We start from the raw sequence: 26,835 nt of genomic DNA on the forward strand, positions 1-26,835 counted from the left end.
ATACGAGATTGCGATCCATGGCCTGAAAGGAATCTCGGCCAGTATAGGAGCGGATGATATGGCTCAAGCGGCTGCGAGATTGGAAGTTGCATGCCGGCATGAAGAAACAGCATGGACGGAGATAGATAGGAAACATGCCAATACAATGCGTCAATACAGAGACCTTTTGAGACAGATAAAAAAATGGCTTGCGAATATAGAATCAGATGGTACAATAGAAACTACAGGAGTCACAGATATAACAGAAGTGCTTATAATACTCGACAGAATGAAACAGGAAGCCTATGATTACCGGGAACAGGCGGCATGTGAGGATTTGAAAAAGCTATATCACATTAAAGTGCCGGCGATTCAAAAAGAATTGGGAACCGGATATTTTGGCATCCTGGACAGGCTGCATACATATATATCAGATTATGATATGGATAAGGCATATGATGTGATTGAAAAACTCGAGACGGATATTAGGAGGATGCTTTAGTGAAAAGGACAGTTTTGGTTATAGATGATGACAAGATGATATTGGATATGATACAGGGTGTTCTTGCAGACAAATTTGATGTGTCTGCGGTAAATGATGGACAAAAGGCATTCCGCGTACTGGAGCGTGTACGTCCGGATATTATTCTTCTGGATTTGAAAATGCCCGGAATGGATGGGTATGATGTGATATCCAGACTGAAGGTAAATCAGGAGTATAAGAATATTCCGGTAATCTTTCTGACTGCGGTAACAGATGAATATTCCGAAACGAAATGTTTTGAAGCCGGTGCAGAAGATTATATCTGTAAACCATTTACAGCGAATGCGCTCACAGCTCGTATAGAGCGCGTATTAAATATACAGGATTGTGTACTTTCATAATAGGGTAGAAACCATGGGAAAAGAAACTAAGACAAATGCTATGCGTATTCTGGATCGTATGAAGATTCCATATACGCTGAATCAATATCAGTGTGATGAATTTATAGATGGTGTTCATGTAGCAGATCTGCTTGGACAGAGTTATGACGAAAGCTTTAAGACGATTGTAACGATTGGGAAAAGCCGGTCATATTATGTATTTGCACTTCCAATCGATAAGGAGATTGACCTGAAAAAGGCAGCTAAAGTAGTAGGAGAAAAGAATCTGGAACTGCTTCCGGTCAAGGATATCAATAAAGTGACCGGTTATATCAGAGGCGGTTGTACACCGATCGGAATGAAAAAGCAGTACAAAACAGTTATACACGAAAGCGCAAAACTGCTTCCGCAGATGATCGTATCAGGTGGAAGACTGGGAGAACAGATTTTGTTGAAACCGGATGACCTGCTTCGTGCGGTGAACGGAGTGTATGCGGATATTATAAAGGAGTAAGTTAGGGAGTTCTTATGATAAAGGTATCAGTAATCGTACCGGTATATAATGGAGAAAAATATCTGGAACAATGTCTGGACAGTATTTGCAATCAGACATTGCAGGAGATTGAGATCATATGTGTGGATGATGGTTCAACCGATTCATCCTGGGATATTTTAAATCGATACAAAGATCAGGATGACCGTATTCAGTTGTACAGGCAGCAGAACCTGTATGCAGGTGTTGCCAGAAACACAGGAAAATCGCATGCAACAGGTGAATATTTGGTATTCTGGGATTGCGATGATTTCTTTGAACCGGATGCATTGGAAAAAATGTATGGTAAAGCAAAGGCTGTAGATGCAGATGTTTGTGTATGTGGTGGAAATCAATTTCTGGAGTCAAAACAGAAATTATATCCATGGCCGCCGTATCTCTCGGTCAAAAATATACCGGAGACAGATACATTTAATCGTTTTACAAATCCGGATCATTATTTGAATTTTACGAATGCAGCAGCCTGGAATAAGATATTCAAACGGTCTTATATTGAACGGCTAAAACTGGATTTCCAACCGGTTCGTAATGGTAATGATGTATATTTCACAGTAAATGCGATTGGACTTGCGGATCGAATCACTGTATTGGATGAAAAACTGGTTAATTACAGAGTAAATCAGGCGAGTGGACTTGTTTGTTCTATTTCTAAATCACCTTTGTCGCCGATTCAGGCATGGATGGATATTGCTGAGAATCTGGAAAAATACGAGGGATTTGGAGAACGGAGTTTTGCAAACAAAGCAATTGGAAGTATGATCTATATGCTTCAGAATTTTCAGAAATGGGATGCTTTCAGACAGGCAGTTGAGGCTTTAAAGGAATATGGGCTTGAAAAAATGCATATTCAGATACAGAAAGATGGTTACTATTATAATGCATGGAATGGAGAATGCGTCAGACATCTGTATCAGGACACACCGGAAGAATTTGCCGTTTTTTTTGCATATTCCGTATATGTTCAAAAATCGGAAGCGTATGCTGAGAAACGTGGAATGAGTCAGGATCTGTCATTGCAGAAGAAAGCATATAAAGATCTGACGAAACAAAACCGCGCAAATGAAAAGAAAATCGCACGAGATGAGAGCAAGATTACAAGACTTGAAGAAAAAAGAGATGTATTAAAAGAAAAAAATGCTGATCTTAAACGTCAGCTTACAGAACAAAAGAAAAAGAATGAGGCTCTTGGGAAGAAGCTGAGGACTGTTGAACAGGAGAATCAGAAGATAAGAGCATCCTGGTCTTTCCGGATCGGAAAAGTCCTTGTGTGGCTGCCCGGTAAGATCAAGCGGTTATTTCGAAAGCAATAAAACAATTTAAAATCGCACTGCGATAGGAAAAATCTTATTTTAAGTAGAAAAAATGTTGCATTATGTCGAAAAGTTGAGTATAGTATAAACAGATGTACGCAGATTGAAGCGTGCATCTGTTTAAATGAATACAAAAGTTATAAAAGAAAAGTGGGGGGAGAATCATGAACGCAATTCTGAAAGTTCACAATCAATTCAGCAAGCAAGAATTAAATCTGATTCATGTTCTACATCGGGAGATGGTAGCATGATGGTCGCATTAGCCTTAGCAGTTGTTGTATTAGTCATAATTATCTGCATTCTTCTGGTAGCTTTTGCAGAGCAAAGAGTGCAGTATGAGACCAGAATTTTAAAACTGCAAAAGGAACATAAACAGTTTTTAGAAGAATTAAACCGCAGGATCGAAGATATGAGAGCGGAGAATCTGTAGAGAAGTTTATCTGTGACCTGTTCAAAAAAGAATCCGGTAATGAAAAACAAAAATATTTACATTTTCCATTGAAATGTTATACTAATGCTGTATATTGTGCAGTATTTCCGAGGACATATCGTGACTGCCGCATATATTGATATTAGGAAACGAAATGGAGTAAGTCTGAAATGGAATTTGAAAATGATGTTAAAACAGTCATTGCAGAAATGGCTGAGGAATTAAATAAGAATTATTCAGATCAAAAATTATTTGATCTTTCACTGGGTGAACGCCTTCCGCAGAAAGATGAGATCATTGATTTTGTAGATGAACTTCGGAAAGTAACATTTCCGGGCTTCTTTGGTAGAGAGAATATGGCATATGCTAATAAGAAATATTTTGCAGGACATAAGTTATCGTTGTTATATGATAAGTTGTTCTGTCAGATCAAGGTAGCATTGAGTTATAAAAACGATGCCAAATCCTATCAGGAGATCACAGAAGACGCACAGGAGAAGGCACTGGGCTTTATCCGAAGGATACCGGAGGTGCAGGCGTTGCTTTGCAAAGATGTAGAAGCAGAATATAATGGAGATCCTGCAGCGAACAGCAGGGAAGAGATCATCTTCTCTTATCCGGGTTTATTTGCGATATTTGTATATCGATATGCGCATGTGCTCTATCAGATGAAGGTACCGTTTATTCCAAGAATCATGACAGAATATGCGCATGGCGAGACAGGAATTGATATTAATCCGGGTGCAAATATCGGCGAATATTTCTTTATTGATCATGGAACGGGAATAGTTATCGGTGAGACCACCGATATCGGAAATAATGTAAAGATCTATCAGGGAGTTACTCTTGGTGCACTGTCGACCAGAAAAGGTCAGCAGCTATCCGGCATAAAACGTCACCCAACCATAGAAGACAACGTAGTCATCTATGCAAATACAACCATTCTAGGTGGGGAGACCATTATTGGTGCAAATTCCGTAGTGGCGGGAAATACCTTCGTAACGAAGTCCATCCCTGCAAACACCAAAGTTGCCTCCACTATGCCGGAACTCGAAATTAAAACCTCGAACTAAACGGACAAAACAGATGAACTATCCACAACAGCCTGACTATAATTGACTCGCGCAATTTCTATTCGATGCACATGCCTGATTCGTAAATACTCCTGTGCCAACTCGTCCTTCGGACTCAAACAGGCACCCGTATTTACTGGCAATGTGCATCTCATAACGAAATTTTCGCTAATGTCAATATATAGTCAGGCTGTTGTAGATAATTTATCTGTTTTTGTCTTTGATACAGATATAAAGTCTGCGTATCCGGCTGCTATATAAACAATGACATTCATGTAGTTTCGTGATGAGATACACTCTAGCCGTCAGCACCAAGCCCATGTCTGAACCCGTAAGGGTGAGTTTGGGCGACTGCTGACAAATGGGCGAGTGTATCGAGTAGAAACGAAATGAGTCATGTGTTTATATAGCAACCGGGTATGCAGACTTTATATCGTCATGAAAGACATTACAAATAGCGGAACATCTCTTTGGCGTCTTCTTTTTTGGTGGAGTCGGCGATCATTGTCACTTCAACCTTGACGGTCTTGTTGCCGAATCCAATCTCGATAACGTCGCCAACTTTTACATCGGTGGATGCTTTGGCGACTTTATCGTTTATCATAACACGTCCGGCATCGCAGGCTTCATTTGCGATGGTTCTTCTTTTGATCAGTCTTGAAACCTTTAAATATTTGTCTAATCTCATTTGTATATCTCCTTTTGTATTTTAAATGATAGTGTGCTATATAGTCATAAAAGTATTTTGTTGGAGGTCTTATGCCATCCCGTTTGCTGTTTTGTATTTGAAGAGCATCTCGGCATGATTCTGTTCTTCAATCTGGATGTCGGCAAGAAGCTTGCGGATTGCACTGTCGCCAAAGATGAATACATCACTGTTATATTCAGAGGATGCGAGCTTTTCACTGGTGATACAGTCCGTTGCAAGAAAGGCATCGTCCTTCTTGTCCTGAGACTGTCCGAGCTGGCTGTAGGTAGCTTTTGGGTCGTAGTCTCTGCCATCACTGTCATTGCAGTTGCAGCTTGGCACGGTTCCGGTTAGAACCTGTTCCAGACTGTCGTAGTGCTTCTGTTCATTCCTTTTCAGCGTGGTAAATAATTCCTGTAACACAGGATCCTTTGCCTGGGCTGCATATTTGCCGTATTTGTCAATGCAGGCCTGTTCCAGTGTCTGAAGATCCTTGATAGCCTGTTTTTCTTTCTCTTTTAAAACCATAGTTGTTGCCTCCTGTATTTTATATGGGTTGGTACATATAACAAGCCCACATAGATAAATGTGTGGTGCTCTGTTTTTGCATCTGTAAGAAGTATTACCAGAAGACAATCGGATTATTCCGGAAAACAGAAAAACAAAAGGGATGCTGATTTATACGATGCAGCATCCCTTAAGTACTTGATTCATTCTATAAAAACTAGTTAAGTGAATCCTTTAAAGCCTTACCAGCTTTGAATTTTGGAGACTTAGAAGCAGCGATTGTCATTGTTTCGCCTGTTCTTGGGTTTCTACCTTCTCTTGCTTCTCTTTCAGCAACTTCGAATGTACCGAAACCAACTAACTGAACCTTCTCACCCTTCTTTAATTCTTCAGCTACAACGTCTGTAAAAGCCTTTAAAGCCTTCTCAGCATCTTTCTTTGATAATTCTGTCTTTTCTGCCATAGCAGCAACTAATTCAGTCTTGTTCATCGAAAAAATCCTCCTAAAATACTCATAATATATTATCCTGGTGAGCTAAACCGGATAACTCCTGGCGTAGATCACGCCCCAACATGTATATTTATACCTAAAATGCCAGTATTTGTCAAGGTTAGAACGCCATTTTGCCTTGAAAAACCTAGATTTTTCGCTGCTTTTCAAGGCAAATGACACAGAATTAGTTCTCCATCTGTTTTCCGAGAAAATTAGCAGCAATGATCGCAGTTTTTTGTTCTGTTTCACCGAAACGCATTTTGTCATCTTTACTCAACACAATGACTGCACCGATCGCGTCGCCCTCACAAATGATTGTCTGAATTACCTGACCTGCATATGCAGTATCATCTGAAGTGATATTGACATATCGTGTATCGCCATGTCGGGCAATAATATTTTCTCGATCGTTAATGACTTCCTCCAGATCTTTGTGGATTGCTTTGCCTACCAGATCTTTCTTGGGCATTCCGGCGACAGCAATGATCTGATCACGATCGGCGACACAGACCGGACAACCAAGAATCTGTGAGATGGAATCCACATACTGTTGAGCAAAGGTTCCAAGCTCTCCAAGCGGGGAATATTTTTTTATGATAACTTCGCCGTCTTTTCCGGTAAAGATTTCGAGTGGGTCACCTTCCCGGATCCGAAGCACGCGGCGGATCTCTTTTGGAACAACGATCCGGCCAAGATCGTCGATACGTCTGACAATTCCAGTGGGTCTCATACTTGTATTTTCCTCCAATGTCATATTTTGTAAGAATGTCTTAACTGTTCTGTTATGATCCATTCTCTTTTGCTAAGTTTTAGCTTTGTAGTTAGTATGTGGCAAATATGTGGATTTATGCATTCGCGAAGATTTAAGCAGCAAAGCTATTATTATAAATAATATATAATAATATAAAATTATTTTTTTATATGCTCGGTACAGATATCAGGATTACGTCATAATTTAAGCAGTGTGAATGACCATCTGTCAAAACCTATCAATATCGGCAAGATGGATGAACTGTTTGTTGAGATATGGAATTGAGAACATGTTCTACTGCAGGAATAAGCTTCATATATTGTTCTAACAGACTTGAGAAAGCTTCTGAAGGCTTTTGGCGGAAGGGTGGAGCATGGAGAAAACGCAGAATACTATGAGCGGGCATAAGCTTATTATGGATGCAAGAAAGGAGGCCAGAATAACCGGAGTGGAGAAGGTCATCTCATTTGAGCCGGATCTGGTATTTTTGATCACTGAAGCTGGCAAGATGAAAATAACCGGAAAAGATATGCATATGACAAATTTGGATATTGAGAAGGGGCTGCTTGATCTGACAGGTAAGGTTGACTGTATCTGTTACATGACGGATAAAGAGAACGGAACATTTTCAATTAAGAGGCTGTTCAAATAATGACAGAGATGTTGGAGCAGCAGTCAACAGCCTTTGCAGTATGCGTATTATTCGGGTCCGGGATAGGATTGATCATAGGCTTATTTAATGCTTTTAAAAAAGTGATAAATATAAAAGGCGCTTGGATTGGCTTTATAGATCTCCTTTTTTGGCTGGTATTATGTGCGACAGTAATTTGGACGACATTTACCTATAACAGCGGCGTGATACGTTTGTATATTTTTTTAGGATTTTTTTCTGGAATCGGACTGTATTTTTCTACTATAAATTGGGCTGTTTCCAGACTCTTAAACTATATATTGTGTGAGTTGAAAAAGGGGTTGAGAAAAGTGATTTTCCGGGCAAAAAAGCTTGTTGACATAATTTGTTCGAGAAGGTAAAATTATGTCAATGCACTTCGAAAACACTGTTTTTTTAGGAAAACAATGCATCGAAAAAAGAAGCCTGACAATAGGGGAATGGATTATGGGTAGAACAAATACCAGAAGAAAACAATCAAAGATATGTACAGCGATCATTATTGTTTCGCTTCTGCTGTTAGCAGTGATCGTGGTAGTAAAATCTATCTCGCTTCGTGAACAGAAAGCAGAATTAAAGGTTCAGGCGGCAGAGATCTCAGCACAGATTGAAGAAGCACAGGATGAACATAAGAAGCTGGAAGAAAAAGAAGAATATATGAAGACGAAAAAGTACGTTGAGGAAGTAGCCAGAAATCAGCTCGGTCTGGTATATCCTGACGAAATAGTGATTCGTCCGAAGGAATAAGTACATAAAAGAGCCGGAAAAATAAAAAATAGTCAGAATAAAGCGATTGCTGTTTTCAGCATTCGCTTTTTTTTTTACGTGTTATCTCCGTATAATGTCTGACACTTAAGGCGAAAAGGGAGGACACATACATGAATGAAAAAAAAGTGAATCGTATGCTGTTATATCTGATCGGATTCCTATGCGGACATTCTGCGATCGTTGGTATGCATCCGTTTATGGTTCCGATGCTTATTGCAGTTTATTATATGAGACAGAGTACGTTCGGTCTGTTCACAGCAATGCTTTTTGGCGGGGCGGCGTTATATGGCGGACAAGGCTGGAACACGGGGCAGATATTTCGGATGGGACCGTATGTGATGGGAACGGGTGAAAACTCTGCTGCTTATTTCTTGATAAAATACAGTGTGATCCTGGTGGCTGTTCTGGTCTGCATGAATCTTGAAGGTGGGTTGAAATGCAGGCGATCGGGAGGAACTCGTACATATCTGATACTTGCCGGAAGCTGTGGAATAATAATATTCGTCTGGTCATTTATATGTGGTATGTACATTTTCGGTATGCAGGATGCGGTGCTTATGGCTTTATTTGAAACAGTGATATCTGTCGGAACGATACCTGTATTTCAGACAGGAACACAGGTTTTGTTATTACAGAAAAGAGAGAGAGAGAAGTACAATGAAGAATTGCTGGGGGTTCTGGTTCTGACTGCTGTTTGTATGTGGGGGATGCCATATATGATCGGTAGGGCAGTGAGCTGGCTGTTAATGTGTAGCCTTTATGTGTCGTGGTATACACTTCACAGGTTTGGTGCGGGTTATGGAATGGCTGTCACAGGTGTATGCGGATTCATTGCGGCGGTTAAGAGCGGAAGACCGGAATTAGTCGGTGGATTTTTTATATTTGCAATATTGATCCTTGCAGGGCGCGCACTTTCGGATAAAAGAAAAATGGGAACCATTATGGCGGTAACTGTAGCCTGTATTCTGACGGGATTTATGTATGATGATTATTTCCTGACATTTGAGGGAATCAAAAGTGTGGGAAGTGCGCTGCTGATCTTTGCGGCGACCCCCAAATGGTTGCTTACGGTTCAGGATGGATGGATTCAGTCACAGTATAATCTTCAGACTGCGACTGAGATGAACCGTATCACGGCAGAGAAGATACGTGAATTATCCGGGGCATTTAAACGGATCGAATATACATTGGCAGGATGTGGACCTGCTGCAGCAAGAGTAGATCTGGGTGAGGTTGGAGATATGATCGGAAGATTTTCCGATAATCTGGCAACTGCTGAACCGGTTTCATTGAACAGGGAAGAACGGCTTCGTGCAAGCTTTATGGAGCATGGGGTTATCATGACACATTTATCATCTATGAAGAATGAGATGAATCATATTCAGTATTATATAACAGCAAGAACGAAGAATAAGAGGATCATGTTGTCGAGAGATGCGGCAGAAATCATGTCTGAGGTATTGGACAAGCAGATTCGCGTGTCAGAGGATGCACCTGCGATCATATCGGAAAATGATCGTGTGGTCGTATTTGAGGAATGCGCAAAATATCGCTGCACATATTTTGTCCGCAGAATTAAAAAATATGGGTCAAATGTCTCGGGGGATAATTTTTCGGTAAAGGAGCATGAGGATGGCAGGCTTATTATGATGATATCAGACGGAATGGGCAGCGGTAGTCTTGCGTCCTGCGAAAGTACATTGATGATCGATACAATGGAGGAATTACTGGATGCCGGATTTGATCCCTCTTATGGAATAACATTTTCAAATGACTGCATATCGGCAAAGAACAGTGGGAGGTGTTTTACGACATTTGATATGGGAATCATAGATCTGTACAGCGGAGAATTGACACAGTATAAGCAGGGGGCAGCACCGACTTATATTATTCATGAAGGGGATACGGAGGTGCTGCGGGGAGCATCCCTGCCGATCGGTATCCTTGAATCTGCGGAATGCGATGTGATCCATCAGGAACTACAGCCAGAAGATCGGGTAGTAATGGTAAGTGATGGAGCATTGGGAGATGAGGATGAGATGCAGGAGATCATTTCCACGCTGAAAACGGATGACTGCAAGGAGACACTTGATCGTATTGTCTCACAGGTGCTTTTCCGCTGTAAAGGTAAACTTGAGGATGATGTGACGGTGATCGTGGCAAAATTGGAAATAGCATAAACTTTCCGGTTTGTTACTTGAAATTTATAGTTGGCTTGTATTAAGATAACGAAGAAATGTATATGACCGGATGTAAAATAACGAAGCTGCATATATCGGTGGATGTAGGATTTTAAAGAAACGTATATACAATATGCGTACAAAGATACAGGTAATGAATATAGATGATCGAATATCCGAATCATAGAAGACGGACAGGTGTGGAAAACAGATGACAGAAAATACATTAGAAGAACAGATTTATCAATTTATAAAAGAACAGAATTTACTTGAAGCAGGAGATGCCTGCATTGTTGGTGTGTCCGGCGGAGCGGATTCCATTTGTCTGCTGACGGTTCTGGCAGGACTTCGGGAGAAAATGGATCTCAAGCTATATGCTGTCCATGTTAACCATATGATCCGCGGAACAGAGGCAGATGCAGATGAATCTTATGTGGCAGAGTATTGTAAGAAGCTCGGAATACCATGTGACTGTTACCATATCGATGTGCCGCAGCTTGCAAAGAAACAGAAGCTGACGGAGGAAGAAGCGGGAAGAAATGCCCGGTATGAGGCATTTGCCCGGGCAGCGGACAAGTATGGCATCACTGATTATAAGGTGGCAGTTGCTCATAACAAAAATGATGTAGCAGAGACGGTATTGCTCAACATGGTAAGGGGAACGGGGATTGCCGGAATGGCCGGAATACCGGTAAAGCGGGACCGGATCGTGCGTCCGTTACTTTCATGTACCAGAACGGAGATTGAGGCTTATCTGGAACAGCAGGGGATACAGTATTGTACGGATTCCACAAATCTGGAAAATGATTATGCCAGAAATAAGATCCGTAATCAGGTGATTCCGGCATTTAATGAGATAAACACACAGGCAGCGGCACATATCAGTCAGGCAGCAGCCTATGCGGCTATGTATGATACCTATGTGATGAAGCAGGTAGGATATTTTCTGGATGAACATATGGAGATACGGAAACAGACCGGAAAAACAGATGCATATGTATTGGAAATCGGGAAGCTACGGGAACAGGATGAACTGATCGAGGATCTTGTGATCTTAGAATTGATTGGCAGAGTCAGCGGCGGAAGAAAGGATATCGGTCAGAACCATGTAAGAGAAGTGAAGAAGCTGTATCAGGCAGCTGCGGGAAGCCGGATCATGCTTCCACATGGTGGAATGGTATATCAGAATTATGGATACCTGTGTTTTGAGAAGACAGCAGAGGACACACGCGATGCCGACTGGCAGGAGATAGTTATAAAAGGTGCAGGCGAATATATTCTGCCCGGAATGGGAAGGATGAAGATTGAAATATTTGAGAAATCTGTTCATTTAGATTTAACAAAAAAAGAGTATACGAAGTTTGCAGATTATGATAGAATACAGAATGGCATTACTATCAGGGAATATATGGAAAATGACTATATGGTGATCGCATCAGACGGCTCAACGAAGAAGATAAACCGGTTATTTTCATCCTGCAAGATACCGGTGGCAGAGCGTTTGCAGATACCGCTTGTAGCTTCCGGACATGATATCATCTGGGCAGTAGGCGTCCGGTTGAGTGAGAAGTACAAGGTACGGCCTGATACAAAAAGAGTAATATGTTTAGAATATATACCAGAAGGAGAAAATGAAGATGAAAGAGCAGATCAAAGTCATGATATCTGAAACTGAAGTAGATAATAGAATCTCAGAGATGGCAGCAGTTATTGATAAAGCATATGCAGGAAAGACCGTTCATCTGATCGGAATATTAAAAGGAAGTGTATTCTTCATGTGTGAGTTGGCGAAGAAGATCACGGTTCCTGTAACCATGGATTTTATGTCAGTCAGCAGTTATGGAGATGATACGAAATCATCAGGAATTGTCAAGCTGAATAAGGACCTGGATGAATCAATAGAAGGAAAAGATGTGATCGTAGTTGAAGATATTCTTGATTCAGGAAGAACGCTGTCGTATCTGATCAAATTATTAAATAACAGAAAGCCGGCGAGCATGCAGGTAATAACTCTGCTTGATAAGCCGGAGAGACGTGTGAATCCGGTTGAATTATATATGACAGGATTTACGATCCCGGATCGTTTTGTAGTAGGATATGGACTTGACTGTGCGCAGAAGTACAGGAACCTTCCATATATCGGAGTGATTGAACAGTAGATATCAGACTGTTTATATAAAAAGACAGACCAAGATGAAGGAGTAGACAATGAATAAGAAGAGAGCAAGAAGTGCTGTTGTGATCTATGCGATCATCCTTATTGTCGGATTCCTGCTGATCAACAAATGGCTGGGTGGCAGCAGTAATGTTGCGACCAATTACAGCTATACGGAATTTTCGGCAGATCTGAACGCGGGAAATATCGCAGCGGTAGATATTACACAGAATACAAATGTGCCGACAGCAACCGTAGATGTGGAGTTTGTTTCCGGAAAACAGCTTACATTCTATGCGGCAGATGTTAATGAGATTATTAAGATCTATAATGACTATGAAGCAGCAGTTGATAAGAAGAATGCGACAGCTTCTGCAGAGGATCAGGTAAAACTGGCAAAGTATAATCTGTACGATGTGCAGAAGGAAAGTATGCTTGGCATGTGGATCCCATATCTGATCATTATGATCATTATGGTCATTATCATGACATTCATGATCGGACGAATCCAGGGCGGTGGATCCGGCGGACAGATGATGAACTTCGGAAAGAGCCGTGCCAAGAAGAATGAAGATATCGGAAAGACAGTTACATTTAAAGATGTAGCAGGACTGGATGAGGAGAAAGAAGATCTGGAAGAGATCGTCAGCTTCCTTAAGAATCCGGGAAGATTCGTAAAGGTTGGAGCCAGAATCCCTAAGGGTGTTCTGTTAGTAGGACCTCCGGGAACCGGTAAGACATTGATGGCAAAGGCGGTTGCAGGCGAAGCCGGTGTACCGTTCTTCAGCATTTCGGGATCTGATTTCGTGGAAATGTTTGTCGGTGTCGGTGCTTCCCGTGTAAGAGATCTGTTTGACGAAGCAAAGAAGAATGCGCCATGTATTATTTTCATTGATGAGATCGATGCTGTTGCAAGACAGCGTGGTACCGGACTTGGCGGTGGACATGACGAGAGAGAGCAGACCTTGAACCAGTTACTTGTTGAGATGGATGGTTTCGGTGTAAATGAAGGAATTATCGTTCTTGCAGCAACCAACCGTGTGGATATTCTTGACCATGCGATCTTGAGACCGGGTCGTTTTGACCGTAAGGTATTCGTAAACCGTCCGGATGTCAAGGGCAGAGAAGAGATCCTGAAGGTTCATACAAAGAATAAGCCACTTGCAGAAGATGTAAATCTGAATGATATTGCAAGAACAACGGCAGGTTTTGCAGGTGCTGATCTGGAGAACCTGATGAACGAAGCTGCCATCTGTGCAGCAAAGGATAACCGTGCTTATATCGTAAAAGAAGATGTAGATAAATCATTTATCAAAGTAGGAATTGGTGGAGAGAAGAAGAGCCGTCTAGTACCGGAGAGCGAGCGCAGAATCACCGCTTATCATGAATCCGGTCATGCGATCCTGTTCCATCTGCTTCCTCATGTGGGACCGGTTTATACCGTATCTATCATCCCGACCGGAACCGGTGCAGGTGGATATACGATGCCGCTTCCTGAAAATGATAACGTATTCATGACAAAGGCAAAGATGTTAGAGGATATCAAGGTAAGCCTTGGCGGACGTATCGCAGAAGAACTGATTCTTGAGGATATCACAACAGGTGCTTCGCAGGATATCAAACAGGCAAGCCAGTATGCCAGAGCAATGGTTACCAAGTACGGTATGTCTGAGAAGCTTGGTCTGATCAACTACGAAAGTGATGATCAGGAAGAAGTGTTCCTTGGACGTGATCTTGGTCATGCAAAGAATTACAGTGAGAAGGTTGCGGGAGCGATCGATAAGGAAGTTAAGCGTATCATCGATGAATGTTACGCAGATGCCAGAGCAATCCTTGAAGCACATGAAGACATCCTTCATAAATGTGCAGCGCTTCTCCTTGAGAAAGAGAGAATCGACCGGGCTGAGTTTGAAGCATTGTTTGATGATGTTCCAAATGCAAACTCTACTGCAAACGCAGAGCCTTCAACAATATAGACAATAGTAACACAAACAAATTGATTGAAAACCAATAAAAATTTGTACATGTTGCACAAAAACGGCGTTTTTTGAATAATTTCAAAAAACGCCGCTCTCTGTTTTGCACAATAAAATTTTTAAAATAAAAAAATGTTTGGGCAGACTTTTAGAAGCATTTGTATATAATAATACTTGTAACCCCCCAATACATTATATAGTTTTGGCTACACCCCATAAGTAACAAAATACCTTCTCCAAAAGAGGCAGTCGTGCGTTGACTGTCTCTTTTATTTTTTGGCGGGCACCACCGATTCATCCTGACGGTCTGGGGCAGACCCCCGGGGAGCAGTGGAGGATGCTGTGGGGCTTAGTTTTTGCCATTGGTTGTCAGCATAAAAAGGTTGTCTATTTATTAAAAAAGTATTAGAATGAAAAGGCATAAACGAAAGGGAGAGTTTTGAATGTCCGACAAATACACGAACGCAGAAAGAATTCATGATTATATATATGATCTGAAGCTGGTTATCAATGTAGGGGGATTGTTTTCCGATGGTTCTGAATACTATAGAATACCGCAGGAGCCTGGAATCAATGACCAGGTGAAGGTTAGATTTCGAACATGTGCAGATAATGCCGATGAAGTTTATTTGATCTACAATGGCGAGACGCTCGTCATGTCTGTTGAAGAATCCGATGATTTATTTGATTACTATACGGCGGTGATCCCAGCCGGAGAGAAATATATATCCTATTATTTTGAGATCCATTCGGGCTGTGTGACCTGTTATTATAACAGGATCGGTGTACAGAAGAATGTGAATCCGGACTATAACTTTGAAATCTGTCCGGGCTTTGATGTACCGGATTGGGCAAAGGGAGCTGTCTTTTATCAGATCTATGTGGATCGTTTCTGTAATGGAGATCCATCGAACGATGTACTGGACAACGAATACTGCTACATCGACAGTCCTACCAGACAGGTGAAGGATTGGTATGAATATCCGGCAAATATGGATGTCGGACGTTTCTATGGCGGAGATCTTCAGGGTGTTAAGGATAAGTTAGATTATCTGCAGGATCTGGGCGTAGATGTTATTTATTTTAATCCGTTATTTGTATCACCATCCAACCACAAATATGATATTCAGGATTATGATTATATCGATCCGCATTTCGGAAAGATCGTTGTGGACGAGGGCGAATGCCTGCCGGATGGCGTAAAAGAGAATAAAAGAGCAACAAAATATATCAGCCGTGTAACCGACAAACGGAATCTGGAAGCCAGCAATCATTTTTTTGCAGAACTGGTGGAGGAGATTCACAGTCGTGGTATGCGTGTTATATTAGATGGTGTATTTAACCATTGCGGTTCCTTCAACAAATGGATGGATCGTGAGTGTATCTATGAGAATCAGGAAGGCTACGAGAAGGGAGCATTTGTATCCTGGAGCAGTCCGTATAAGTCGTTCTTTAAGTTTTATAACGAAGAGGTATGGCCGTATAATACAACCTACGATGGTTGGTGGGGGCATGATACACTTCCTAAGCTGAACTATGAAGATTCGCCAAAATTAGTGGAATATATTTTGAATATAGCAAAGAAATGGGTGTCCCCTCCATATAATGTGGATGGCTGGCGACTGGATGTAGCAGCTGACCTTGGACATTCAGAGGAATACAATCACAAGTTCTGGAGAATGTTCCGTAATGCTGTCAAAGAGGCAAATCCAAATGCAATTGTACTGGCAGAGCATTATGGAGATCCAAAGCCTTGGTTAAAGGGCGATCAGTGGGATACCGTTATGAACTATGATGCATTTATGGAGCCGATTACCTGGTTTCTGACTGGTGTTGAGAAACACAGTGATGAGTTCCGTGGTGATCTGTTGGGTAATCCGGATACATTTATGGGAGCCATGAATTATCATATGGCGAGATTCCAGCGTCCCTCCCTTGAGATTGCGATGAATGAATTGTCGAACCACGATCATTCCAGATTCTTAACCCGTACAAACCGGAGAGTCGGACGTACGCATACGATGGGGCCGCAGGCGGCAAATGAGGGTATCGATAAGAGTATATTCCGTCAGGGCGTTGTATTCCAGATGACCTGGCCGGGAGCGCCGACGATCTACTATGGAGATGAAGCAGGACTTTGTGGCTGGACTGACCCGGATAACCGTAGAACGTATCCGTGGGGCAGAGAAGATATGGAGCTGATCCGGTTCCATAAGGACATGATCCGCATCCATAAGAACTATGAGGCTCTGATCCGTGGCTCAGTTATGTTCTTGCATGGAGCACATAAGATTATCGCATATGGACGGTTCACAGATACGGAGCAGCTGGTTGTGATTCTGAATACGAATTATGATGACATCGATGTAAAGCTGCATGTCAGACGGATCGGTGTCAAGAACCATGAGATCATGCGCAGAGTGATGTTCACAAATGAAGAAGGCTACAGTCTGGAAACCTGTGACTACAAGGTAGAGCATAATATGCTTTATCTGAAGGTACCGAAGATGTCGGCTATGGTTCTTGCAAACGTGGGAAGGGATATTTAAAGAGGAAACTAAAGCCTTGAAAAGTGATTTTGAGAGAAAAAGATTCATACAACGATTTGTGATCCTAGCTGTAATATTGTTGGCAGTGGTTGGAATCGGTATACGGTTCCTGTTCGGTGGCGATGAAAAGAGAATTGCAGTTATCTTGCTGATGTTAGCGGTTGGGCTTGTAATTCTGTTTTTCATCAGTTATCGGGAGATCAACCATACTTATCGGGAGGTTGAGCATGTGTCGGATGAGATGCTTCGTGTAGTTCAGGGAGAAGATGAGCTGCCGGAAGAAGAATACATGCAGGGCACGATCGGAATCTTATATACGAACTTTTATAAGATGGTGACATTTTTAAAAGAAAGCAAAGAGCGGGAAATGTCAGAGAAAGTATTCTTACGTGATATCATGTCAGATATCTCTCATCAGCTTAAGACACCGTTGGCATCCTTAAATGTATTCATCGATCTGCTGTTAGATGATTCTTTTACAGATGAAGAAAAACGGATGCGGGTGCTTAACGAATCAAAAAATCAGCTTACCAGAATGGAATGGATGGTATTATCTCTTTTAAAGCTTGCCCGGATTGAAGCGGGAGCAATCCAGTTTGACCGGAAAGAATGTGATCTGAAGCTGTTATTATTACAGGCAAGAGACAGCGTAACCTATCTGACGGAGAGCAGGGAACAGGAGGTTCATGTGATCTGTGAGGATGGCAGGAAGCTGGTCTGTGACGGTGACTGGCTCGTAGAGGCAATTATTAATCTTTTAAAGAATGCATCCGATTACTCACCGGAGAAAACAGAGATCACGGTTGAGGTAGAACACAATCCGGTCTTTACCAGAATCTATGTCAAGGATCATGGAATGGGAATCGCAGAGAAAGATATCGGAAATATATTCAAACGATTCTACCGTGTACACCATGATGTGAATCCAAACAGTGTTGGAATCGGCCTATCCCTTACAAAATCTATCGTAGAGGGAATGGGCGGCAAGATTACGGTGCGGAGTGAAGAAGGGGCATATACCTGGTTTATCATTACATTTGTACATGTAGATTAAGCTGATTCTAAAAAGAAGTCTAAAGAAATTATAATTTAAAAGGGGGGGTAGTATGAAACGCATACAAAAGAAAAGCGTAATACTTACAAGTCTTATATTCACCATTATTTTATTATTAAACTTAATACCATTTTCTGCCAAGGCAGAAGAACAAAGAGGAAAACCGCAGGCACTTTCATGGCTCAAAGAAATGGGTGAAGAAAGTGGGGAATGGAAAAATGCAGGACTTCCGAATTTCACCTGTAATGCAATGGCAGTATTGCGTGAAGAAAAAAATGAAACAGACAGTACGTTTTTAACAAAATGGGAGCAGGAACATACGGTGCTTAACGTAGATGAACTGGCACATCTTGCATGGGCAAGGGGATGTCAAAGCTATCTGGATACAGCCTGGGAGTGGCAGAATGAGGATGGCGGATTTGGCCTTACAGAATCCTATACGAGCGATGTGTATGATACTATGCTGGTATTGCTGGCACAAGAAGCAGTATGGGAAAAAGACGGACTGGAAGAAATCACAGATAGTACGGAACAGAAATATCATTCAGATAGGATGACGAAGGCTGTTAATTATCTGATTGGACAGCAGAAAGCGGACGGAGGTTTTGGTTATACAAAATTTGACATATCCGTACCGGAATTATCTGCACAGGTTGGTATCGTTTTGTTATTGGCGAGTGTTGACAATGCTTCTGTGTACGAAAAGTTGGACAGCTACTGCCAGAATGTTTTTACTGCAGATTTTTCTGAAGAGACATTTTTGGAACAGGCAAAACTGGCAGGTTATCTGTACAAAAGGGAATTAATAAATGATACCGATGATGTGGAAAAGAAGTTAAATGCTGTACAGGCAGAGGATGGCAGCGTATATGGAAGTGTAAAGGATACCATACAATATATTCTGTTGGTACGGGAAATCGAGCAGTACCATTCATTGAAGTTTGAAATAAAGAATCTGATAACGGAAGCAGACAATTATGTACTGGAAGCAGACAGGAAACAACAGGTATCATTACAGACAACCATACAATATACCATTAACCAGGAGATGAAGGCTGTTATTCGTTACACTTTACTGGAAGATGGGGAGATCATAAAGACAGAAGAAAAAGAATGTCTTTTTATCCCGAAACAGGAAGAACAGAAGATAGACGCTGTTATGGATATTGTTGCGACCGAAGGCAGGACATATGTACTCCGTACTGAAGTGCTGTCTAAGGAAGATGCGGGAATAGAGAATATATGGAAAAGTACTGAGTTTAATTTTACGGTGCATAAAAAGGAAAAGCCTGAACTGAAATTGACATGTACAGTTAAAGACGGTGAAGATTATGGTATAGAGCTTGACTGGAATGACATAACAAATGATGAAGAAAGATATGGTTACAGGGTATTTAGAAAGCAGGGAGACGGTGTTTGGGAGACACGCTCTACATGGAACGGAAATGAAAAGGTAAGGGTGCTTAATATATATCCTCGTTTAACGGCGGAAAATTATCTTGTCGACTGGATGGAAACGACTGTAAGCGGAACAGGTGAGCCGGCAGGAAAAGGCTTATTTGATATAGATACTGTTTATATAGATGATTATAATACCGAGCCTGAAGAATATCTGTTTGATGAGGACGGAAATTATAAATATGATGTTCTGATGTTTGGTTCAAGTGATTACAACGGACCTATAGGATCACCAAAAGATTTAAATGAAAAATCATATATAGAAACTAAGAAATTCATAGATTCAGGCAGAGGTGCTTTGTTTGGACATGATACGCTTTGGTACATGCCTTATTTTTTAAAATTTTCAGATATGCTTGGAATGAAAATGGGAGGCGCTTCATCAGGATTTTCAAATAAAGTAAAAGTAGTAAAACAAGGGTTCCTTACAGGCTATCCATGGAATCTGTCAGGTACACTTGATATTCCATGGACACATACACAGGGACAATGTTCGGGCGGCAGTCTGGGATCGACTGTGTGGATGGAACTGGAGACGAATGGGAACTGTACGGATTCAGCTACCGGTGTGACATCAAGTGCCTATTTATTTACAAATAATCAGCTTGCGATGATACAGACAGGACACAGTAATGGACTTGCTACAGATGATGAGCGTAAGGTACTGGCAAATACACTTTTTTATTTAAAACAGTTTACATACAGTACAGGTTCAGCTGATAAATCATTTTACGATCTGGACGCGCCTGTTGTTGATGATCTGGAAATTTCGGATAACGGTATAGCAACTATATATGGCGAGGACAGGGGGACAACATATCAGTATTACGTTGAAGGAATAGCGGCAAGTTCTGAGACGGAGAACATACAGTCAAATATAGTGACGGCAACAGCTTTTTCAGGATTAAAGGGCTATATAGTGGAGGTAAGCGATAAGGAGTATATAGAGGATATTGCAGAGTATGATGAGAAAGGAAATCTTATATCTGACATAGTTCCGGCTAATCAGGATAAGGCAACTGTGAATCTTGGAGAATGTACCCCGGGAACTACTGTATATATTCATATACGTCCTGTTGATAATGCGGGAAATATCGGGGAAGAATTTGTTCAAGAGATAGAAATACCTGATAATGAATCGTATTTTGATCTTCCATATGCATTATTTGCAAGTGAGGAAGAAGTACAATTATTCTGTTGTCAGGCAGATGTAAAAGGTATTGTGTATGGAAATGAAACATTCAGATTTCAGGGAAGTACCTTAAATCTTCTTGGTACGGCATATTCTGCGGGAAAATTGCAGATAGCGGGAGGAGATCTTCATATAGCAGAGAAAATCGAAAATGCTTCGCAGATAGAACTTCCGAATTATATGACAGACATATTGGACAATATGAAACAGAATACGGGAATTGAAGAAATCGCAGAGTACAATATGGCAAATGTAACCAATCCTACTATATGTAAAACGACTACAAGAGCATGGTGCAATAGGGTTAATATATTCGCAGATTTAGTTTCGAACGGAGATATATCTTTTAATGCAAATGTTATGACTCTTGGATATAAAGATCCTGTAGTAATAGCTTCAGAAAATGGTGACATAACTATACAGGCGACAAACGTAAATGGAAACGGATTGATATATGCTCCAAATGGTACTGTTACAATAAATGTGTGTGATTTTGACTATAAAGGAAGCATAATTGCAAAGAAAATCAATATACAGGCAACTTATTACCAACATAAAATTGAGGATAAATAAATGATAGAAAAAATTAAAACTTATAAATATGGATATAAATGCATAGCAATGCTGCTTGTATTTGCGTTAAGTCTGAATATGCTTGCCGGCTGTGGAAAAAGCGGCAGTGTAAATAATACGGTGCAGGATGAATATAAAACGGAGAATACTGCGCCTGAAAAAGATACAGAGAAAGAGTCGGTGGATAGTCAGGAGAATACTATGCCTGCCTTAGAACTTCTTGGCACAGAACTTGATACGCTGGAAGATCAGGTAAAAAGTGGAAATGTGGAAGAGACAGCCACACATCTGTATGCTGTCGAAGAAGCCTTTGGACAGATGGCAGAAGAAGCTGAAGAAATAATCGGAAGCAGTGATGAATTAAGTAACCTGTCAGATGAAGCACAGTCTCTTCTGGAGAAAAGAAAAGGGGAATTTCAGGCAGAACTGTCGGAGAGAAAGACAAAGGCAGAGGATATAGAGAAAGCCCTGAAGGAGAACATATCATCAGAAGATGCCGCTGAGGTATTGGGGCTCATAGAAGAAGCGAGAGAGCTGCTTAGAGCTGATGAAGATGTACATACATATGGATCAGAGATTTCGGATAAGCCGGAAGTATACAGGGCGGTTGAAGCGGAGCTTTATAATGCGGAAAAAAGTGATGTGGAGAATTTCACAGCAAAAGACTACACTTCGGAGATTTCAGATGAGAAGCTTATTTCCTGTACAGGGATTATGGAACTTACCGAAGAAATGAAGAAGCTTGCCGGTGAGCTTGATACGCCGCTTAATATATATAATTACATAAAGAACAACATAGATTATGAATATTACTATGGTAGCAGGAAAGGTGCTGCAGGAACATTTGAGTCAAAGGGCGGAAATGATGTAGACCAGGCAGGGCTTCTTATTGCTATGCTTCGATATAAGGGATATCCTTCAATGTATGTAGAGGGCAATATACTTCTTGAGCCTGAAAAAGCCATGTCACTTATGGGAGCTGATACAGCAGAGCATGCGGCGGCTGTACTTGCATCAAATGGGGTGCCTGTAACAAGGCTTACATCCGGGGGAAAAACCGTATATCTAAAAATAGAGCATGTATGGGTGAGAACCCTTGTACCTTACGGCAACTACCGGGGAGCGGGAGATGCAGATGGAGAGAGCGTATGGGTAGACCTTGATACGGGAATTAAGGAATATGAGAGTGTACATAGTGTATATGATACGGTGTCAGGAGATACAGATGAAATTGCGGCAAAGCTTGATGAGGCTGTATCGTCGGGAGCTGCAGAGACATTCGAAAATGTTTACAATGATATTTATGCGGAATGTGAAGATTCATTGTCCGGAATGGATTTAAATAGTGTCTATTTCAGAAAACGTATAATAAAACAGAGAGATGAAGTGTATCTTCCACTTTCTCTGCAGTATGAGGTAGATAGTGAAGAGGGAACATTTGCGGAATTACCTGACCGATTAAGGGATCAGGTGACATTTGAAGTGGATGGCTGTACTCTTGGAAGTTTCAATGCGGATGAGCTTTCGGGCAAGAGTATACTTCTCTCTTATGAGGCTGCAACTGATGCTGATGAAGAGATCCTTTCGGGATATGGGGATATATTTACAACTCCATCGTACGCAGTACATATGACGCCTGTACTTTATGTGGATGGGGAGGCTGTAAGTGATAAGGAAGAGGAGCTTTTATACAGCCCTCTTGGAACGGACAGCAGTTTCAGCATAGTGTTCCATACAAATGAAGGGAACAACAGAATAACGAATACAATTACAGCAGGTTCGATGTATGCGGTAACCATTGATGTACAGAGCATAAGTGATGCGGATATGGAAAGTCTTTATGATGAGATAATCACTCTTAAGGACAGTGTGTCAGAGAAAAATGTCTATAGCCCTGAATATATGGGAAGATATCTTGAGATGACGGGCAAACTGTATTTTGCCCAGTTGGATTTGACATATGCCGCAGCAGCGGACAGTTATAATGTTGCAGCTACAAGAAATATAAGTGAAGCAATAACAGGTTATGAAGCTGAAAAGGAATACATCTATGGAATGGTAAGCGGAATTGATTTCGGCTATATGTTCATGGATGTGGATAAGGACAGCCACAGTGTGGTGAGCCTTCTGGGTGATGAGAATGCGGAGCGGGAATATCTGCTTACGACCGGTATAATGGGTTCGGAATATGAGAGTGGAATTTTTGAAGAACTTATGGGGGAACCTGCTGTTTCTACTATAAGTATACTCGAGGATGCTGTGGAAAGTGGAGTTGACATTCTGGCTATTAATTCTTCAAATCTTGAAGATGCTCTGATATTACTTGACACAGCGGACGAGGTGGTATCGGAGATAAGAACTGCGGCACAAAATGGCTATACGGTTTTCATTCCTCGTGAGGAAATGGTGTTTGGAAGCTGGAGTGGAACGGGTTATATAGTTCTCTCGGAAGACGGAACGGCTGCGTACAGGATATCGGGAGGGTTAAACGGCGGAAGTACCCAGAGCGAAGTAATATATGACACTATGGTTGAATTTGGACTTACACTTGTTGATATAACAGAGGGTATGCTCCTTATTTTCCAGTCAATAAATATGATGGCAGCAGCTGGGGCTGTATCGTTTCTTGGATCAGCGCAGATAGCTCTTGCTGGTGTGTGCATAGGTGTGAGTGTATGGTCGTGCATACAGACCTTTAAGCTGTTTGATGCGTATATGGATGGTAATGAGGAAGCGGGAGAAATCATTGTCAAACAGACTATATTTGATGTGATACTTACCGTAGGACTTTCATTATTTTCAGAGCTTGCAAAACCGATATTGTCTCTTACACTGAAAAATAAACTTGTGAAGTCTCTAGGTGCTGATGTAGTAGAGGAGCTATTGACAAACGGAGCCAAGCTGGAAGACATCAGCAAGCTGGTAACAAATCTTAAGAAGCTGGGACTTTCTGATGAAGTGATAAGTATGTTTGCAAAGAACTTCGGAGATACAGGACTTGACTGGCTGAGAAAGGCGAGAGGTCTTGGGGCGTCTCCTGATGTGTTGAAGCAGCTTTCACAGATGGATGGTTTTGCGGATAAGATGGACGAGATCTTCGAGCTGATGAAGAGTTCTTCGAAAAGCGCAGACGATGTAGCAGAGTGTCTTATCAAAAACGGAGATGAAGCAATAGAGATCATCCGAAAATATGGAGATGATGCAGTAGATGCGATTATAGTACATGGTGATGATGCTGTCACAATCATAGGGAAATACGGTGATGATGCTGTCGACAGACTTAAGCAGGGAAAGACGCCTGATGAGATTGAGAAGGAGCTTGGAGGCAAGCCGGGAGAGAATGTAACTTCTGGATTAACCAGTGAAAAGATAGCGGATATTTTAAATACGCCTAAAGGAAGCAGACCGAACCCGTCAGAATATCTGAGCAAAGAGTATATAGATAATCATTTGTCAAAATTTGATGATGGTGCAGCATATATTTTATCAAAGAAAACATATGATGATTACTTTGATGGTATGGATAAATTAGGGTGGCCGGATGGAACACAGTTTGTACTTCCTAAAAATGAGGTTGATAATGTGTTAAATAACGCAGGAGGTGATCTAACTAAATTAGAAAAAGAGCTGGGGTATAATATTGGTTCTCTAGAGAATGGTGATTATATAATAATGTATATAAATAATCCTAAGAAATACAATATTTCACTTCCAAGCGGTAACGAGATGGGGGCAAATAATAACTGGATACCGGGTGGTTATACATCAGGGGGAATACCGGAGGCGGTTGTATATGATCTTGATAATATACCGGAAGAAGTATATTTTAGCGAGCCGATAAAATTTAAAAGAAAATAAAGGAGATTAAGAGCATGATTGATTATGTAGGAATTGCAAGAAAAGCCGTAGAATGTGATGATATGGTCAAACTGTTAGAGGGAAAGGGTGAGTATCGTTGCGAATTTTATTATTATGGATTTCCACCTGATGCGGATGTTACGGATTGGAATAATCTTATATCAAGAGGAATTTATGCACTGTATAACGAGGGCGGGTATGACTGTATTCCGGATATGATTATTGAAGCAATTAAAGAAATGTGTGAGGGAGATGTTGAAGAGGTATACTGTGCGTTTCGATTTTTCTTTAATTCTGTAATGAATGAAAAAGAAAATTTCGAACCGGTGCCATTTCATATATCAGAGCAGATAAAACCTGTAGTTATGCAGGCGGTTTTTAATAATAAAGAAAAGTTAAGTAAATGCTTTGACTGGGAAGGATGGAGACATTCTGATGGTATGTGGGGAGCTATAAAGCGATGGGTGAAAATACTAAAAGAAAAATATGGGAAATGTTTAGAATATGATATGAAAGACGCCTGATGAGATTGGGAGGGAGATTTTTTGTATGCAATTAAATGATACAGTTAAATTGGCACAAGAAATAAGCAAAGAAATGAGGACTATATTTAAGGATAAAATAGATGCTACACAAATATATGATGTTAATGATGATATAAATCATAGAGCATTTAAAATAAAATTTATTGCATATGATTATTTTGTTGTTATTTTTAATTATGAACAAGATATTATTGGATGTTCGATTGAACAGGGTAATTCGACGCATATTTTATTGTCAAAAGGAAAAAATTGTTATTCGGATAAAAATATATATGAATTTTTTAGAAAAGTTGATAATGAATTAAAATTGCGTATACCAGATAAATTTTTAGAAGCTCATGGCTGGATGTAACTCATAAAAAGTATATTCTAGCGAGCCGATAAAATTTAAAAGGAAATAAAGGAGATTAAGAGCATGATTGATTATGTAGGAATTGCAAGAAAAGCCGTAGAATGTGGTGATATGGTAAAGCTGTTAGAGGGAAAGGGTGAGTACCATTGTGAATATGTTGAATATGGTCTTGCAGGAATAGATATAACTGATTGGGGCAGTATTTTATCAAGAGGAATTTATGCACTGTATAACGAGGGAGGGTATGACTATATTCCGGATATGATTATTGAAGCAATCAAAGAAATGTGCGAGGGAGATATTGAAGAGGTATACTGTGCATTTAATGTTTTTTTTGATATTGTACTGAAGGAAAGACAGAGTTTCAAATCGGCGCCATTTCACATATCTGAGCAGATAAAACCCGTAGTTATGCAGGCAGTTTTCAATAATAAAGAAAAGTTAAGTAAATGTTTTGACTGGGAAGGCTGGAGACATTCTGATGGTATGTGGGGAGCTATTAAACGATGGGTGAAAATACTGCAGGAAGATTATGAGACGTGTTCAGAGTATGATATGGAAGAAGCAGAATGAAGGTGGGTTATTAATTGATTATTATCTTTATATATTCAAATATTAATTAAAACAACCTGTTTGATGCGTATACAAACGGCAATGATAATGCAGGGGAAACCATTGTCAAACAGACAATATAGACAGGGGAGATATTATAATTGATAGGTAGTATTGATATATTAGATAAATATGGTTTGTCATTAAAAGAATTTAAAGATAAATTAGTTGTGGGTAAAAGTGAAATAAGTGAAATAGAAAATTATATTTATATAAGAAAAAATGTAAAAATGCTATATGATGTT

24 protein-coding genes are annotated in these 26,835 nt (G+C 40.6%); 20 read left to right on the forward strand and 4 right to left on the reverse strand.

Annotation, left to right across the window (positions count from 1 at the left end; translation table 11 throughout):
- The 6 genes from GT641_RS12415 to epsC form a co-directional block, all read left to right on the forward strand.
- Window positions 1–481, forward strand: a 481-nt coding sequence (locus GT641_RS12415) for an Hpt domain-containing protein (RefSeq protein ID WP_161117703.1), incomplete at its 5' end; no start/stop codon positions are given.
- Window positions 481–864 carry a response regulator gene (locus GT641_RS12420; protein ID WP_119963596.1) on the forward strand — a complete coding sequence of 128 codons (384 nt, stop codon included), beginning with the start codon at window positions 481–483 and terminating at the stop codon, window positions 862–864. The genes GT641_RS12415 and GT641_RS12420, both read left to right, overlap by 1 nt.
- Before the next feature lie 13 nt (window positions 865–877).
- Entirely contained in the window at window positions 878–1,357 is a 480-nt protein-coding gene (gene ybaK / locus GT641_RS12425; protein ID WP_119963595.1) for a Cys-tRNA(Pro) deacylase, read from the forward strand.
- 14 nt (window positions 1,358–1,371) lie between these two features.
- Window positions 1,372–2,706, forward strand: a complete 1,335-nt coding sequence (locus GT641_RS12430; RefSeq protein ID WP_161117704.1) for a glycosyltransferase — start codon at window positions 1,372–1,374, stop codon at window positions 2,704–2,706.
- Window positions 2,707–2,953: 247 nt separating this feature from the next.
- Window positions 2,954–3,136: a hypothetical protein gene (locus GT641_RS12435; protein ID WP_161117705.1), complete on the forward strand. Its 183-nt coding sequence runs from the start codon at window positions 2,954–2,956 to the stop codon at window positions 3,134–3,136.
- A 170-nt stretch (window positions 3,137–3,306) separates the two neighbouring features.
- The gene (epsC, locus tag GT641_RS12440; protein ID WP_161117706.1) at window positions 3,307–4,209 is read left to right on the forward strand and encodes a serine O-acetyltransferase EpsC; all 903 of its coding nucleotides are present in this window, start codon (window positions 3,307–3,309) and stop codon (window positions 4,207–4,209) included.
- Window positions 4,210–4,657: 448 nt separating this feature from the next.
- On the opposite strand, the gene GT641_RS12445 is transcribed toward epsC, so the two are convergent.
- From GT641_RS12445 to spoVT, 4 genes are all read right to left on the reverse strand, one after another.
- Window positions 4,658–4,897: an RNA-binding S4 domain-containing protein gene (locus GT641_RS12445; protein ID WP_008402549.1), complete on the reverse strand. Its 240-nt coding sequence runs from the start codon at window positions 4,895–4,897 to the stop codon at window positions 4,658–4,660.
- A 69-nt stretch (window positions 4,898–4,966) separates the two neighbouring features.
- A complete protein-coding gene (locus GT641_RS12450; protein ID WP_044945999.1) occupies window positions 4,967–5,425 on the reverse strand; it encodes a ferritin-like domain-containing protein in 459 nt (152 codons plus the stop codon).
- Between the two features lie 196 nt (window positions 5,426–5,621).
- On the reverse strand, window positions 5,622–5,894 hold the full coding sequence (locus tag GT641_RS12455) for an HU family DNA-binding protein (protein WP_008402552.1): 273 nt from the start codon (window positions 5,892–5,894) through the stop codon (window positions 5,622–5,624).
- A 187-nt stretch (window positions 5,895–6,081) separates the two neighbouring features.
- Complete coding sequence (spoVT, locus tag GT641_RS12460) at window positions 6,082–6,627, reverse strand: stage V sporulation protein T (RefSeq protein WP_044946001.1); 546 nt, start codon at window positions 6,625–6,627, stop codon at window positions 6,082–6,084.
- A gap of 394 nt (window positions 6,628–7,021) precedes the next feature.
- On the opposite strand from spoVT, the gene GT641_RS12465 reads away from it, so the two are divergent.
- The 14 genes from GT641_RS12465 (at window position 7,022) to GT641_RS12530 (ending at window position 26,551) form a co-directional block, all read left to right on the forward strand.
- Complete coding sequence (locus tag GT641_RS12465; protein ID WP_161117707.1) at window positions 7,022–7,300, forward strand: YabP/YqfC family sporulation protein; 279 nt, start codon at window positions 7,022–7,024, stop codon at window positions 7,298–7,300.
- Window positions 7,300–7,680 (forward strand): spore cortex biosynthesis protein YabQ, encoded by a 381-nt coding sequence (yabQ, locus tag GT641_RS12470; protein ID WP_161117708.1) that lies wholly within the window; start codon window positions 7,300–7,302, stop codon window positions 7,678–7,680. Before GT641_RS12465 ends, yabQ begins: the two co-directional genes overlap by 1 nt.
- Before the next feature lie 85 nt (window positions 7,681–7,765).
- Window positions 7,766–8,065: a septum formation initiator family protein gene (locus GT641_RS12475; protein WP_008402557.1), complete on the forward strand. Its 300-nt coding sequence runs from the start codon at window positions 7,766–7,768 to the stop codon at window positions 8,063–8,065.
- Window positions 8,066–8,196: 131 nt separating this feature from the next.
- Window positions 8,197–10,266 carry a SpoIIE family protein phosphatase gene (locus GT641_RS12480; protein ID WP_161117709.1) on the forward strand — a complete coding sequence of 690 codons (2,070 nt, stop codon included), beginning with the start codon at window positions 8,197–8,199 and terminating at the stop codon, window positions 10,264–10,266.
- 211 nt (window positions 10,267–10,477) lie between these two features.
- The gene (gene tilS / locus GT641_RS12485) at window positions 10,478–11,935 is read left to right on the forward strand and encodes a tRNA lysidine(34) synthetase TilS (RefSeq protein WP_161117710.1); all 1,458 of its coding nucleotides are present in this window, start codon (window positions 10,478–10,480) and stop codon (window positions 11,933–11,935) included.
- Window positions 11,904–12,425 (forward strand): hypoxanthine phosphoribosyltransferase, encoded by a 522-nt coding sequence (gene hpt, locus GT641_RS12490; protein ID WP_161117711.1) that lies wholly within the window; start codon window positions 11,904–11,906, stop codon window positions 12,423–12,425. The genes tilS and hpt overlap by 32 nt, the downstream gene beginning before the upstream one ends.
- 49 nt (window positions 12,426–12,474) lie before the next feature.
- Entirely contained in the window at window positions 12,475–14,397 is a 1,923-nt protein-coding gene (ftsH, locus tag GT641_RS12495) for an ATP-dependent zinc metalloprotease FtsH (RefSeq protein WP_008402561.1), read from the forward strand.
- Window positions 14,398–14,840: 443 nt separating this feature from the next.
- Window positions 14,841–16,946 carry a glycoside hydrolase family 13 protein gene (locus GT641_RS12500; protein ID WP_161117712.1) on the forward strand — a complete coding sequence of 702 codons (2,106 nt, stop codon included), beginning with the start codon at window positions 14,841–14,843 and terminating at the stop codon, window positions 16,944–16,946.
- 16 nt (window positions 16,947–16,962) lie between these two features.
- Window positions 16,963–18,000 carry a HAMP domain-containing sensor histidine kinase gene (locus GT641_RS12505; RefSeq protein ID WP_243143775.1) on the forward strand — a complete coding sequence of 346 codons (1,038 nt, stop codon included), beginning with the start codon at window positions 16,963–16,965 and terminating at the stop codon, window positions 17,998–18,000.
- A 52-nt stretch (window positions 18,001–18,052) separates the two neighbouring features.
- Window positions 18,053–21,223 carry a hypothetical protein gene (locus GT641_RS12510; RefSeq protein ID WP_161117714.1) on the forward strand — a complete coding sequence of 1,057 codons (3,171 nt, stop codon included), beginning with the start codon at window positions 18,053–18,055 and terminating at the stop codon, window positions 21,221–21,223.
- Window positions 21,224–25,081 (forward strand): transglutaminase domain-containing protein, encoded by a 3,858-nt coding sequence (locus GT641_RS12515; RefSeq protein WP_161117715.1) that lies wholly within the window; start codon window positions 21,224–21,226, stop codon window positions 25,079–25,081. It abuts the gene before it with no gap.
- Window positions 25,082–25,095: 14 nt separating this feature from the next.
- Window positions 25,096–25,605, forward strand: a complete 510-nt coding sequence (locus GT641_RS12520) for a hypothetical protein (RefSeq protein WP_161117716.1) — start codon at window positions 25,096–25,098, stop codon at window positions 25,603–25,605.
- Between the two features lie 25 nt (window positions 25,606–25,630).
- Complete coding sequence (locus GT641_RS12525; protein ID WP_161117717.1) at window positions 25,631–25,978, forward strand: hypothetical protein; 348 nt, start codon at window positions 25,631–25,633, stop codon at window positions 25,976–25,978.
- Window positions 25,979–26,041: 63 nt separating this feature from the next.
- Complete coding sequence (locus GT641_RS12530) at window positions 26,042–26,551, forward strand: hypothetical protein (RefSeq protein ID WP_161117718.1); 510 nt, start codon at window positions 26,042–26,044, stop codon at window positions 26,549–26,551.
- Window positions 26,552–26,835 lie beyond the last annotated feature (284 nt).

It is taken from the genome of Clostridium sp. BIOML-A1, from assembly GCF_009874105.1.
Taxonomy (GTDB): Bacteria; Bacillota; Clostridia; order Lachnospirales; family Lachnospiraceae; genus Coprococcus.

Bases quoted from the DNA above. Each gene is read 5' to 3' on its own strand.
- ybaK (WP_119963595.1), top strand. From the start codon at position 878: ATGGGAAAAGAAACTAAGACAAATGCTATGCGTATTCTGGATCGTATG.
- GT641_RS12430 (WP_161117704.1), top strand. From the start codon at position 1,372: ATGATAAAGGTATCAGTAATCGTACCGGTATATAATGGAGAAAAATAT.
- GT641_RS12435 (WP_161117705.1), top strand. From the start codon at position 2,954: ATGATGGTCGCATTAGCCTTAGCAGTTGTTGTATTAGTCATAATTATC.
- epsC (WP_161117706.1), top strand. From the start codon at position 3,307: ATGGAATTTGAAAATGATGTTAAAACAGTCATTGCAGAAATGGCTGAG.
- GT641_RS12445 (WP_008402549.1), bottom strand. From the start codon at position 4,897: ATGAGATTAGACAAATATTTAAAGGTTTCAAGACTGATCAAAAGAAGA.
- GT641_RS12450 (WP_044945999.1), bottom strand. From the start codon at position 5,425: ATGGTTTTAAAAGAGAAAGAAAAACAGGCTATCAAGGATCTTCAGACA.
- GT641_RS12455 (WP_008402552.1), bottom strand. From the start codon at position 5,894: ATGAACAAGACTGAATTAGTTGCTGCTATGGCAGAAAAGACAGAATTA.
- spoVT (WP_044946001.1), bottom strand. From the start codon at position 6,627: ATGAGACCCACTGGAATTGTCAGACGTATCGACGATCTTGGCCGGATC.
- GT641_RS12465 (WP_161117707.1), top strand. From the start codon at position 7,022: ATGGAGAAAACGCAGAATACTATGAGCGGGCATAAGCTTATTATGGAT.
- yabQ (WP_161117708.1), top strand. From the start codon at position 7,300: ATGACAGAGATGTTGGAGCAGCAGTCAACAGCCTTTGCAGTATGCGTA.
- GT641_RS12475 (WP_008402557.1), top strand. From the start codon at position 7,766: ATGGGTAGAACAAATACCAGAAGAAAACAATCAAAGATATGTACAGCG.
- GT641_RS12480 (WP_161117709.1), top strand. From the start codon at position 8,197: ATGAATGAAAAAAAAGTGAATCGTATGCTGTTATATCTGATCGGATTC.
- tilS (WP_161117710.1), top strand. From the start codon at position 10,478: ATGACAGAAAATACATTAGAAGAACAGATTTATCAATTTATAAAAGAA.
- hpt (WP_161117711.1), top strand. From the start codon at position 11,904: ATGAAAGAGCAGATCAAAGTCATGATATCTGAAACTGAAGTAGATAAT.
- ftsH (WP_008402561.1), top strand. From the start codon at position 12,475: ATGAATAAGAAGAGAGCAAGAAGTGCTGTTGTGATCTATGCGATCATC.
- GT641_RS12500 (WP_161117712.1), top strand. From the start codon at position 14,841: ATGTCCGACAAATACACGAACGCAGAAAGAATTCATGATTATATATAT.
- GT641_RS12510 (WP_161117714.1), top strand. From the start codon at position 18,053: ATGAAACGCATACAAAAGAAAAGCGTAATACTTACAAGTCTTATATTC.
- GT641_RS12515 (WP_161117715.1), top strand. From the start codon at position 21,224: ATGATAGAAAAAATTAAAACTTATAAATATGGATATAAATGCATAGCA.
- GT641_RS12520 (WP_161117716.1), top strand. From the start codon at position 25,096: ATGATTGATTATGTAGGAATTGCAAGAAAAGCCGTAGAATGTGATGAT.
- GT641_RS12525 (WP_161117717.1), top strand. From the start codon at position 25,631: ATGCAATTAAATGATACAGTTAAATTGGCACAAGAAATAAGCAAAGAA.
- GT641_RS12530 (WP_161117718.1), top strand. From the start codon at position 26,042: ATGATTGATTATGTAGGAATTGCAAGAAAAGCCGTAGAATGTGGTGAT.